Origin of the sequence: Streptomyces uncialis (assembly GCF_001905345.1) — a bacterium.
Lineage (GTDB): Bacteria > Actinomycetota > Actinomycetes > Streptomycetales > Streptomycetaceae > Streptomyces > Streptomyces uncialis.
Genome location: NZ_LFBV01000007.1, coordinates 53,833 through 66,229 on the forward strand (window position 1 = coordinate 53,833; position 12,397 = coordinate 66,229).

Consider the following 12,397-nt stretch of genomic DNA (forward strand, 5'->3'; position numbering starts at 1 on the left):
GCCATGCCCACATTTGCGTCCGAGGGTCCACGGCTGGACGAGATCCTGTCGTCCGCCGACCGGGACTCCCGGTACGACATCCTGTCGGCGGGTCCGCCCGTGATCCGCGGACGCCACTTCGGTGGCGTCGAGCTCTGGCTGGTCACCGGATACGACGAGGTCGTCACGGTGCTCACCGATCCTCGCTTCAGCAACGACCTCAGTCGGCAGGACAGCGTTCCCCTGCCCGGCGCGAACCTGCCAGAAGACCTGCGTACGGCCCTGACCTCGACCCTCGCCGCCTACGATCCGCCGGACCACACCCGGCTGCGCAGACTGGTGTCCCACGCCTTCACCCCTAGTCGGATACAGCGACTCGGACCACGTGTTGAGCAGGTCGTGGACGACCTGCTCACGGGGCTCGCCGATCACGTCGACGCCGACGGCACAGTGGATCTGATGGAGCACTTCGCCCATCAGCTCCCCATCCTGGTCATCGGTGAACTGCTGGGAGTACCCTCCGGCGACCAGCAGCGGTGGCGCTCGTCGGCCGAAGGACTCACCAGCGGCGACCCGGCGAGGATCGTGGCAGATGCCCGGGAGCTGATCGCCTACATGACGGGAGCGATCGCCGTACGACGCAGCGAACGGTGGGACGGGGACGACCTGCTCACCGCGCTCGTCCGGGCCAGAGACGACGGCGACCGGTTCTCCGAGGGAGAACTCGTCTCCATGGCGCTGAGCATTCTGATCGCCGGACACCGCACCACCGCTCATCTGGTCAGGACCATGGCGGTACTGGTCCTGACAGGAGCCGTGCGGTGCTCGGACCCGGCCGGCGTCCCCGCGCTCGTCGAGGAGATCCTGCGCCGCCACGGGTCCGCGGAGGTGGGCACCCTGCGCATCGCACGCGAGCCGGTGGAACTGGGCGGAGCGACCATCGCGCCGGGAGACCTCGTCCAAGTGGTCCTGGCGACCGCCAACCGCGATCACCGCCGGTTTGGCGAACCAGGCGTCATCGACTCCGCCCGGCGGGACAACGCGCACTTGGCGTTCGGCCACGGAATGCACTACTGCCTGGGAGCCGCGCTCGCCAGGAGCATGGCCCACGCGGCGCTGGCCGGACTGCTGCGGTCTGCGTCGGCCATGACGCCGTCACGGAGTCCGGCGCTCGTGATCACAGATCCGTCCTCGGCTGTGCTGTCCGTACGGCTGGGCCAGCCCGTGTGACCGTTCGATCGCGCACTCGGTGAAGACCCGCGAAGAAACCCGGGAAAAATCCTCTCAAGGAGACCAAGGAGCAACCATGACCAACCCGTTCGACGACGAGGACGGCTCGTTCTACGTTCTGGTGAACGACGAGGGACAGCACTCCCTGTGGCCCGCTTTCGCGGACGTCGCGGACGGCTGGACCGTCGTGCACGGCGAGGCGGACCGGCAGTCCTGCCTCGACTACGTCGAGGAGAACTGGACCGACATGCGTCCCAAGAGCTTGATCCGCGCCATGGGGGAGTGATTCCTCACCGCCCCGACCGTCCATACCGTTGCGTCGCCCGCCGCCCTCGGCGCGACCGCACAATCGGCGGCATCCACCCGGGTGTGGATGCCGCCGGTCATGCCGACACCATCAGCCGAGATCCGAACCGAGGCATCTCATGCAGCGCACCTTGATGAATGGCAAGATCCACCGTGCCACCGTGACCCGAGCCGACCTGCACTACGTCGGCTCGCTGACGATCGACTCCGACCTGATGAAGGCGGCGGACATCGTGGAGAACGAGAAGGTCCAGGTCGTCGACATCACCAACGGCGCCCGGCTGGAGACCTACGCGATCGCGGGCGAACCCGGCTCCGGCGTGATCGGCGTCAACGGTGCGGCCGCGCACCTGGTGCTCCCCGGGGATCTGGTCATCATCATCACCTACGCCCAGCTCCACCAGTCCGAACTGCACAGCCACCAGGCGAAAGTGGTGCACGTGGACGGTGCTAACAGGCAAGTCCATCAGGGACATGACCCGGCCGAGCCGGTGCCCGGCGCACCTGCGCAACTGCCAGGCCGGTAGTGAACGGGGAGCTGGGGGCCCACCCCCCCCGAGGTGAACATCCATGACCATCATCACGTCACCGCAGGAGCTGTTCGGCTCCGATCTGTACGTCGATCTGCGCCCGCTGCTGGGACGCAGGCTCTATGTGAAGTGCGAGGGGCTCAATTTCGGTGGCTCGATCAAGATGAAGGCGGCCGCCTCCATGGTCGCCGCAGCCGAACGTGCCGCCCTGATCACCGAGGACACCACGCTCATCGAATCCTCGTCCGGGAATCTCGGTGTGGCCCTCAGCGCTATCGCGGCGAGCAAGGGCCTCCACTTCACCTGTGTCACGGACCGCCGGTGCAATCAGCTCACCGCCGCCACCATGCGGGCCCTGGGCACCACCGTCCTCAGGGTCGACGAGCCGCACCCCGAGGGCGGCTTCCTCGGAGCGCGACTGGACCTGGTGCGGCGCCTGTGCACCGAGGACAGCCGCTACGTCTGGCTCGACCAATACTCCAACGAGGAGAACTGGAAAGCGCATTACGAGACAACCGCACCGGAGATACTCAAACGCTTCCCCGACGTGGACGTCGTGTTCGTCGGCGTGGGCACCTCCGGTACCGCGATGGGATGTGTGCGCTACTTCCGAGACGCGGGGAGCAGCGCCCGGGTCGTCGCCGTCGACGCCGTGGGGTCGGTGAGCTTCGGCGCCCCGGCGGCGCCCCGGCACATTCCGGGCCTGGGCGCGGGAGTGCGGCCGCCCATGCTCGAATCCGGTCTGTTCGACGACGTGGTCCATGTGCCGGAGAACGACGCCGTCCGCATGTGCCGCACTCTCTCCGCACGCGGAATGCTCTTCGGCGGTTCCACGGGAACCGTCGTCGGCGGGGCCCGCACCTGGCTCGACCGGCACGATGCCGACCGCTCCCTGCAGTCGATCTGCATCTCACCCGACATGGGCGAGCGCTACCTGGAGACGGTCTACGACGACGACTGGGTGGTCGACCACTTCGGCCCGCAAGCCCTCCAGCCGATCCTCTGACTCCTGGAAAGGAGAGTCCGCATGTTCGACTTCGACCTGGTTCCCGGACCCGTGGTCAACGAGATCCTGAACGACGACCGGAGCGGTGTCATGGCTCTCGTGCGGCAGACGTACCTCCAGCACGAGGCCGGCGAGTCGGTGAACCCCGACAGCCACTTCCTCCGCTTCCCGGAGAAGCCGGATGCGCGGATCATCGCGCTGCCTGCGTTCCTCGGCGCGGATGTCCAACTCGCGGGCATCAAGTGGATCTCCAGCTTCCCGGCCAACACCCGCAAATCCGTACCGCGCGCCTCGGCCGTGCTGATCCTCAACGACTACGAGACCGGATATCCCATCGCCTGCCTGGAGGCCGCGCAGATCAGCGCCGCACGTACGGCGGCCTCGGCTGCCGTGGCGGCACAGGCCCTGCGACCCGACGGGTACGAGGGAACCTGCCTCGCGGTCGTCGGTGCTGGCGTCATCGCCCGCACCGTGTGCCGGTACCTGCAAGAAGCTGGCTGCCGCCCCGCCTCCTACCTTGTGCACGACGTGGACGAGACGTCCGGGCAGGCCCTCGTCGACCACCTGCGCGGCGCCCTGGGGGAGAGCGCCGACTTCACCGACGACCTCGGCACGGCACTGAAGGCCGACACGGTGATCTTCGCCACCACGGCGGGCCGTCCCTACGTCCACACCCACTTCAAGCCGGAGCAGGTCGTCCTCAACCTGTCGCTCCGTGACCTCGCACCCGAGGTGATCCTGACAGCGTCCAACATATTCGACGACGTCGAGCACTGCATGAAGGCCGAAACCTCGCCGCACTTGGCGGAGCAGGCGGCAGGCGGGCGTGACTTCGTGACCGGCACCCTCGCCGGAGTCCTGACGGGCGCCGTGTCCCTGCCGCCGGGCAGGCCGGTGATCTTCTCGCCGTTCGGGCTCGGCATCCTGGACCTCGCCGTCGGCGCGTTCGTCCACCGCCGCGCCCGCAGGGCCGGCACGACCGTCGCCGTGCCGGACTTCTTCGCCGAGACCCGGCGATGGTGACGATCCTCCCCCCGTCCTGGTCATCCGGCGACGCCGGCCGACCGGGAACGGGGGACAGCGGTCCAACGGGCCGATCATTCAGCCCATATCGGGGCGGAGAACGTATGGTTGCCGGGGCAGGGCCTTCACTCGTGCATGAGCTGTTCGAAGCGCAGGTGGTTCGGTCGCCGGACGCCGTCGCGGTGGTCGACAGCGAACAGCGGTTGACCTTCCGTGAGCTGGACTCCCGCGCCGACCGCCTCGCCCGGCACCTGGTCCGCCGCGGCGTCGGACCGGACATCCTGGTCGGCCTGTGTGCGGAGCGCGGAGCCGACGCGGTCGTGGGTCTCCTGGGCGTACTCAAGGCCGGCGGAGCCTACGTGCCTCTCGATCCGGCCCACCCCCGGGAGCGGCTGCGCCGGACGGCCGAGGACGCGGGGCTCCGGCTCGTCGTGACCGGAGACCGCCTCATCGACCGCCTCCCGCCCGGCCTCGCATACGTCGGTCTGGACGACCCGTTCCGCCCGGACGACCGGTCCCGGACGGGGCAGGACGATCTCCGGGAGCCGACGCAGCCCGCGCTTGCGGCCTCCGATTCCCTCGCCTACCTCATGTACACCTCCGGCTCCACGGGAAGCCCCAAGGGCGTGCTCGTGACGCACCGCAACCTGATCAGCCTCTGGCACGCCTGGGACCGGCTGTACGGGCTCACCGACGCGCCGCTGCGGCTGGTCTCGGTCACAGGCCTCGCCGTCGACCTGTTCTTCGCCGACCTGCTGCGTTCCGTCTTCTCCGGCGGAACGATCGTCATCGCCTCCCAGGAAGTGATCACCGATCCGCCCCGGCTGTTCGACCTCGTGGAACACAGCCGCGGCACCGCCGTCGAACTGCTGCCGAGCCTCGCCAAGGCGCTGGCGCGGGAGGCGGTCGCCAGGGAAACCACGCTGCCGCCGCTGCGCCTCGTGTCGGTCGGGTCGGAGGGATGGCTCACGCAGGACTGCCGGGAACTGCTGGACGTCGTGGCGCCCGGGACCACGGTGGTCAACGCTTACGGCACGACCGAGACCGCGGTGGACTCCTGCGTCCTGCCCCTGACCCCGGACGTCCTCGACGACTCGGCGACGGTGCCTCTGGGCCAAGCCGTCCCCGGTACCGCCGTCCATGTCCTGGACGAGATGCTGCGGCCTGTCCCCGAGGGCTCAACCGGTGAACTGTGCCTCGCCGGGCCGGGCCTCGCCCGCGGTTACCATCGTCGAGCGGGCACGACCTCTCTCAGGTTCGTGGCCAACCCCTTCGGCGCCGCCGGTGAACGCCTGTACCGGACCGGGGACCTGGTGCGGCGGAGGGCCGACGGGCATCTCGACTTCCTGGGCCGTACGGATGGCCAGGTCAAGATCCGGGGCCACCGCCTGGAGACCGCCGAGGTCGAGAACGCCCTCGTCGGCCACCCGGGCGTGCTGGCCGCGGCCGTCACCGCGGAGGAGGACGGCGTCGGCCGTCGCCGACTGGTGGGGTACGTGGTGACCGAACACGGCGCGCCGCCCGACGCCGACCGGCTGCGCGCCCGGCTCGCCGAGCAGCTGCCGGAACACATGGTGCCGCCGGTCTTCGTGGGCCTGGCCCGACTGCCGCAGCTGCCCAACGGGAAGATCGACCGACGCGCCCTGCCGAGCCGGCCGGGCCCGCGGCCCGGCCCGGCCGGATTCGTCGCGCCACGTACCGACCGCGAGCGCAAGCTGGCCGACGTCTGGTCCGAGGTGCTCGGCGTGGAGCGGATCGGGGTGCACGACGACTTCTTCCGAACGCTGGGCGGTGACTCGGTGCTCGCCATGCAGGTGACGTCCCGGGCCCGGGACGTCCTCGGCAGCCAGCTGCCCCCCGGCGCGCTGTTCCGGGCACCCACCGTCGCGGCCCTGGCTGAGATGGCTCCCCTCGCCGCTGCCCCCGCACCCGCCCCCGAACATCCCTCCCAGGACCACGCCCCGCCCGACGAGACGGTTCGGCTGCCCCCGTCCTTCGCGCAGCAACGTCTCTGGTTCCTGCACCAGTACGAGCCCGGCCCCGCCTACCACGTCAGCCTGGCGCTCCGGCTCACCGGCCCCCTGGACCCCGGCGCGCTGGAGGAAGCACTGAACCGGCTCGTCGCCCGTCACGAAGGGCTGCGCACCACCTTCGACAACGACGCGGGACGCTGTGTCCAGGTCATCCACTCGTCGGCCCGGATACCACTCGCACACACCGACCTCAGCAGCCTCCCGCATCCCGAACGCCGCACGGAGACGGCCCGGTTGCAGCGCGATGACCTCTCCCGCCCCTTCGACCTCGCGATGTTCCCCCTGCTCCGACCCCACCTCATCAGGCTCGGCCCCACCGAGCACCTGCTGACCCTCACAGCGCACCACATCATCACCGACGACTGGTCGTACGAGGTGATGGCCGCCGAGCTCGGGACCTACTACTCATTCGCCGCGGCCGGCCGGCCGCCCGTCCTCCCCGCGCTGTCTTCCCGCTACCGTGACTACGCCGCCCGGCAACGCCACCGCCTCTCCGAAGGCCTCGCCGAGCATCAGCTGACCTACTGGCGTGCTCAGTTGGGTGCCATGTCCCCGTTCGAGCTGCCCTGTGACCGCCCCCGGACCGGGCGCAGCGGGCCGGGCGCCAGGGTCCGGCGCACGATTTCCCCGCACCTGCGTGACCGCCTCCAGCTGCTCGGCCGTGCGCACGGCGCCACGCTGTTCGCCACGCTCCTGGCAGCCTGCACGGTGGTACTGGCGCAGCGTGCGGGTCGGGAGGATGTCGCCGTCGGGACCGTCGTGTCGGGACGCGACGACGTGGCGTACGAGGGACTGGTCGGATTCTTCATCAACACCGTGGTGCTGCGCAGTACGGTCGACGGGCGGCGGACGTTCGCCGAGTTGCTCGACCGTGTGCGGGACGTGGTCGCCGAGGCCCTTGACCACGCGGAACTACCCTTCGACAGGCTGGTCGACGAGCTGGCGCCGGAGCGCCGGACAGGCCAGGACCCGCTGGTCCAGGTCATGGTGGTGATGGCCAACACCCCTTCGCTCCGCCAGGAGTTCGCAGGACTCACCGTCGCCGAGGCCGATGTCCCCGTGGTTGCCGCGGACTTCGACCTCAGCGTGGAGTTTCGCGAGACGACGGACGGGCTGCAAGCCGACTTCGTGTACCGCACCGACCTGTTCGGCGCGCCTACCGTCGAGGGGCTGGCAACCGCGTGGGCGGAACTGCTGCCCCGTGTCGTCGCGGACGCACACCGGCCGCTGCGGGAGCTGCCGCGGCCGGCCGGGCCCGAGCGGGAGCTGATCGCCGCCCGGCAGGACGGCGGACCCGCGCGGGACGGGCGCTGCGTCCACGAGGTGTTCGCCGAGCAGGCGGCCCGCTCGCCCGGCTCCCTCGCCGTCGTGCACGGCGACGAGCACCTCACCTACGGCGAACTGGAACGCGCCGCGAACCGGTTGGCGCATCATCTCGTGGCTCACGGCGTCGGACCGGACGTGGTCGTCGGCCTGTTCCTGGACCGCGGTCCCGACCTCGTCGTGGCCGTCCTCGCCGTCCTCAAGGCCGGCGGCGCTTTCCTGCCCCTGGACCCCGGCCAGCCCCCGAACCGGTCGGCCGCTTTGATCACCGACGCGGGACCGCGCCTTCTCGTGTCGACCCGCGACCGGGCGGCACTGCTGCCGGACGGCGCCCAACCCGTCGTATGCCCCGACCGGGGCGAGGAGCGCACCGCGATCGCCGGGCGCCCGGCCACCGCACCACCCGGCACGGCGCTGCCGCAGCACCTCGCCTACGTCGTCTACACCTCTGGTTCCACCGGGCGGCCCAAGGGCGTGCAGATCCCGCACTCCGGCCTGGCCAACCTCGCCGCCGACAGCCGGGACACCCTCGGCCTGGGGCCGGGCGCCCGGATGCTCCAGCACCTCTCCTTCGCCTTCGACGGTGGCATCTGGCAGATCCTCATGCCGCTGCTGACGGGGGCGACCGTCTGCTTCAGCCTGCCCGGCGAGCGGATCGATCCGGATGCCCTGACCCACCGCGTCCGCGACGACGGGGTGGCGCATCTCATGCTGCCGCCCGCCCTCCTCGGCACCCTGGACCCCACGGCGCTGCCGGACACCGTGCGCGTGTACTCGGCGGCCGACGTGTGCCCGGTACCGACTGCGCGCGCCTGGGCGGCCCGGCACCCCTTCGCCAACCTTTACGGGCCCACGGAGACCACGATGTGCTCCACCGCTCACCCCGTGCCGCGCGGAGCGGGGCACGCCGTGGACGGCCCGGACGGCGTGCCGATCGGCACACCCGTCGCGGGTGTCCGCCACTACGTCCTGGACCGATGGCTACGCCCCGTCCCGGCCGGAGCCCCGGGCGAACTCCACATCGCAGGGGCCGGACTGGCACGCGCCTACCAGCGGCGGCCCGGCGAGACCGCGGCACGGTTCACTGCCGACCCGTTCGGCCCATCGGGCAGCCGGATGTACCGCACCGGCGACGTGGTGCGCTTGCGCGCCGACGGAACTCTGGCCTACCTCGGCCGCAGCGACGACCAGGTCAAGATCCGTGGCTACCGCGTCGAGCCGGCCGAGGCGGCGGCTGCCCTGTGCGGCCACCCCGACATCGCCGACGCGCACGTGGTGGCATGGCCGGACGGCGCGGGCGACCTGCGGCTCGTCGCCTACGTGGTGCCCCGCCCCGGACGGGCCGCACCCACCGGCTCAGCCCTGCGCCGCCTGCTCGGCCGGTCCCTGCCGACCGCCCTGGTGCCCTCCGCCTATCTGGCCCTGTCCGCCCTGCCGTTGAACCCCAGCGGCAAGGTCGACCGCCGGGCCCTGCCCCGGCCCGAGCCCGAGCCCGAGACGGCGTACACGGCGCCGAAGACCTCAGTGCAGCGGACGCTCGCGGCCGTCTGGGCGGCGACCCTCGGCATCGAACGCGTGGGCCTCGAAGACAACTTCTTCGACCTGGGCGGAGACTCCATGACCAGCGTGCGACTCGTCGCCGAGGCCCGCGCTGCCGGCCTGGAGGTGACACCGAAGGACGTGTTCAGTCGGCCCACCGTCCGCTCGCTGTCCGAGGTGGCGAGGAGCGTCGCAGCCGCCGGCAGTCGTACCCCGTGCGCCACCCCCGTGCGTCACGACGAATATCCCCTGACACCCTTGCAGGCCGGGCTGCTCTACCACTCCCTCAGCGGCCGCGACGTCTACGTACGGCGGCTGACCATGACCCTCGCGGGGGTCACCGACAGTGAGGTGCTGGCCCGGGCCTGGCAGCACGTCGTCGACCACGTGCCAGCACTGCGCAGCACCGTGCGAATGCCGGAGCGCGGGCAGCCGGTGCAGAACGTGCACCCCGCGTTCACCCTGCCGGTCGCCCGGCACGACTGGCGCGCACTGCCGCCCGACGCGCAGGACGAGGCACTGGCGGCGCTGGTGGCGCAGGACCGGGCGGCGGACCCCGATCCACGCCAGGCTCCGCCGACGCGACTGGCCATCGCACGCACCCGGGACGACGAGGTCGCTGTCCTGTGGACCACTCACCACCTCTTCGTGGACGGCTGGAGCGTGTCGGAGATCCTGTCCGACGTCTTCGCCGCCTACGGAGCCCTGGCTGACAACCGCACTCCCGCCGTCACCCCGCGCAGACCGTTTGCCGACTACGTGGCATGGTTGCGCGGCCGCGACGCGTCCGGCAGCCGCGCCCACTGGCAGGCCGAACTGGACGCAAGCGACACACCGACCCCGTTGCCGTACGGGCGCTACCCCGCGCCGGCCGGGCGGACGGGACCGCATGCCGAGCACACCGTCGCGCTACCGCTGCCGCAGCACGAGCGGCTGCGCGCCTTCGCCCGTAGGCACCGGCTGACCGTCAACACCCTGGTACAGGCGGCATGGGCGCTGCTGCTGTCCCGGCACGGCGGCACCGACGACGTGGTGTTCGGCGCCACGGTCTCCACCCGCGGGGCCGATCTGGAGGACGCCGGGACCATCATCGGCCTGCTGGTCAACACCCTTCCGGTGCGGGTCCGCGTCGACGAGCGCGCCGGCCTCCTCCACTGGCTCCACCGCCTCCAGGACCGGCAGGTAGAGGCCCGGCGGCACGACACCCTTCCCCTGTCCGAACTGCCCGCCACCGACGGGACGGGGCGGGGAACCGGCCTGTTCAGCACGGCGGTCGCCTTCGACAACATCCCCCACGACCCGGCCGCCGTGACCGGCGCCGGAGTGCGTGTCGTAAGCCTCGACACCGACAATGCCACCAACTACCCGCTGTCCCTGCTCGTCCACACCGGCGGCGACCTGGTGCTCCGGCTCGGCTACGACACCGCGGTGTTCACGGCCGACGACATCGCGCGACTCGCCACCGAAGTGCTCACCGCGCTGCGGGAGTTGCCGGACCTTGCTTCCGACGCGCCGGTGGCCGCGCTGTCCCCGCTCCGCGAGGCCGACCCGCAGCGTGACGTCGGCGACGCGTCGACGCCACCTCCGGCCTGCGTACCCGGCCTGTTCGCGGCCCAAGCCGCACGCACCCCGGACGCGACCGCCGTACGGCACACCGATGGCGACGCGGCGCAGACTCTCACCTATGCGGAACTGGAGACGCGCGCCAACCGGTTGGCCCACCACCTGGCCGGGCACGGCACCGGACCCGAGACGCTCGTCGCCGTCGCCTTGCCCCGCGGGGCGGACCGGATCGTCGCCCTGCTCGCCGTTCTCAAGGCCGGCGCGGCGTTTTTGCCGCTCGACCCCGGACACCCCGGCGAACGGCTGGCCTGGATGCTCACGGACTCCGGCGCCGCGCTCCTGCTGACCGGTACCGGCCAGGACGCCCCGTGGCGGCCGGGGGCGGTCCCCGCTCTCGCGCTCGACTCCGCACGCATTCGCCTCGGCAGAGGTCCGGCCACCCCGCCGGAGGTTCCGGTACGGCCGGACAACACCGCGTACACGATCTACACCTCCGGATCCACCGGCCGACCCAAGGCGGTGGACGTCACCCACCGCGGAGTGACCGGCATGCTGGCGGCCGTGCGCGGCACCGGGGCCACGGGCCCCGGCCACAGCGTCCTGCAGTTCGCGTCCCTCGGCTTCGACGCCGCCTTCTGGGAGATGTGCGCGGCGCTGCTCACCGGCGCCACTCTCGTCCTGGCCCCGGCCGACCGGCTGCGGCCCGGCCCGGGGCTCGCCGAGACTCTCGCCCGGGAAGGCATCACGCACATAACGCTGCCACCCGCGGTCCTGGGGGTTCTGCCCGCGGACCGGGTGCCGCGCGGGACGGCGATCGTCGCCGCCGGCGAGCACCTGCCCGCCGGCCTCGCCGCCCGGCTGGCCGCGCGGCACACGCTGTTCAACGCCTACGGGCCGACAGAGAGCACCGTGTGCGCGACCGTCACCGGACCCCTGGACGGCCCTGGCGAGCCGCCGATCGGCTCCCCCGTCCCCGGCACGCGCGTCTACGTCCTGGACACCGCGCTGCGCCCGGTGCCGCCCGGTGCTGCCGGGGAGCTGTACCTGGCGGGCGCCGGACTGGCCCGCGGCTACCGAGGGCGACCAGGGGCGACCGCGGAGAGGTTCACCGCCTGCCCGTACGGTCCCCGCGGCGCGCGCATGTACCGAACCGGCGACCGTGTGCGCCGCCGACCCGAAGGGGGCCTGCAGTTCCTGGGCCGCGCCGACGACCAGATCAAAGTGCGCGGCTTCCGGGTGGAGCCGGCCGAGGTCGAGGCCGCGCTCATCGCCCACCCGGCGGTGACACAGGCCGCCGTCACCGCCGACGGGACCGGGCACCGGCGGCGCCTGACGGCCCATCTGGTACCGGCATCCCCGGCCGACGGGACCGATGCGGCCCTCGCGTCCGTCCGCCGGGAGCTGGCGCGGCGGTTGCCGGACCACCTCGTGCCCGCGATGTTCCTGGTACACGACAGCCTGCCGCTCACGGCCAACGGCAAGGTCGACCGGCGTGCCCTGAGCGACGCTCCCCACCGCGCGGCCCCGGCGGGCCGCGGACCACGCGGAGTCACCGAGCGGTTCGTCGCCGCACAGTGGGCGCGGCTCATCGGGCGGGACACCGTGGGAGCGCAGGAGAAGTTCTTCGAGGCCGGCGGCACGTCGCTGACGCTGATGGAGCTGGCGGCACGCCTGGACTCCGCGGGGCGGGAGGAGATCTCCGTCGCCGACCTCCTCGAACACTCCACCGTCGAGGAGATGGCGCGCCTCCTCGACGACCGGGGCGGCCCGGTGCCGGGTGCCGCGCCGCCCATCGGCGCCGACGGTGGGCCGGGGACAGTACCCGATGGCCCCGGCGACTGGGAACTGTGATGCGGGGGAACACG

6 protein-coding genes are annotated in these 12,397 nt (G+C 71.8%); all 6 read left to right on the plus strand.

Features of this window, described 5'->3' with window-relative positions; all coding sequences use genetic code 11:
* Window positions 1-3 precede the first annotated feature (3 nt).
* The 6 genes from AB852_RS24925 to AB852_RS24950 all read left to right on the plus strand — a co-directional run bounded on the left by AB852_RS24925 (window position 4) and on the right by AB852_RS24950 (window position 12,383).
* Entirely contained in the window at window positions 4-1,209 is a 1,206-nt protein-coding gene (locus AB852_RS24925) for a cytochrome P450 (RefSeq protein ID WP_178391108.1), read from the plus strand.
* A 76-nt stretch (window positions 1,210-1,285) separates the two neighbouring features.
* On the plus strand, window positions 1,286-1,495 hold the full coding sequence (locus tag AB852_RS24930) for an MbtH family protein (RefSeq protein ID WP_073792445.1): 210 nt from the start codon (window positions 1,286-1,288) through the stop codon (window positions 1,493-1,495).
* 139 nt (window positions 1,496-1,634) lie between these two features.
* Window positions 1,635-2,042: an aspartate 1-decarboxylase gene (panD, locus tag AB852_RS24935; RefSeq protein ID WP_073792446.1), complete on the plus strand. Its 408-nt coding sequence runs from the start codon at window positions 1,635-1,637 to the stop codon at window positions 2,040-2,042.
* 43 nt (window positions 2,043-2,085) lie between these two features.
* Entirely contained in the window at window positions 2,086-3,051 is a 966-nt protein-coding gene (sbnA, locus tag AB852_RS24940; protein WP_073792447.1) for a 2,3-diaminopropionate biosynthesis protein SbnA, read from the plus strand.
* Between the two features lie 21 nt (window positions 3,052-3,072).
* A complete protein-coding gene (gene sbnB / locus AB852_RS24945) occupies window positions 3,073-4,074 on the plus strand; it encodes a 2,3-diaminopropionate biosynthesis protein SbnB (RefSeq protein WP_073792448.1) in 1,002 nt (333 codons plus the stop codon).
* Between the two features lie 131 nt (window positions 4,075-4,205).
* Window positions 4,206-12,383: a non-ribosomal peptide synthetase gene (locus AB852_RS24950; RefSeq protein WP_073792449.1), complete on the plus strand. Its 8,178-nt coding sequence runs from the start codon at window positions 4,206-4,208 to the stop codon at window positions 12,381-12,383.
* The last annotated feature ends 14 nt before the right edge of the window (window positions 12,384-12,397 follow it).

Bases quoted from the DNA above. Each gene is read 5' to 3' on its own strand.
- AB852_RS24925 (WP_178391108.1), top strand. From the start codon at position 4: ATGCCCACATTTGCGTCCGAGGGTCCACGGCTGGACGAGATCCTGTCG.
- AB852_RS24930 (WP_073792445.1), top strand. From the start codon at position 1,286: ATGACCAACCCGTTCGACGACGAGGACGGCTCGTTCTACGTTCTGGTG.
- panD (WP_073792446.1), top strand. From the start codon at position 1,635: ATGCAGCGCACCTTGATGAATGGCAAGATCCACCGTGCCACCGTGACC.
- sbnA (WP_073792447.1), top strand. From the start codon at position 2,086: ATGACCATCATCACGTCACCGCAGGAGCTGTTCGGCTCCGATCTGTAC.
- sbnB (WP_073792448.1), top strand. From the start codon at position 3,073: ATGTTCGACTTCGACCTGGTTCCCGGACCCGTGGTCAACGAGATCCTG.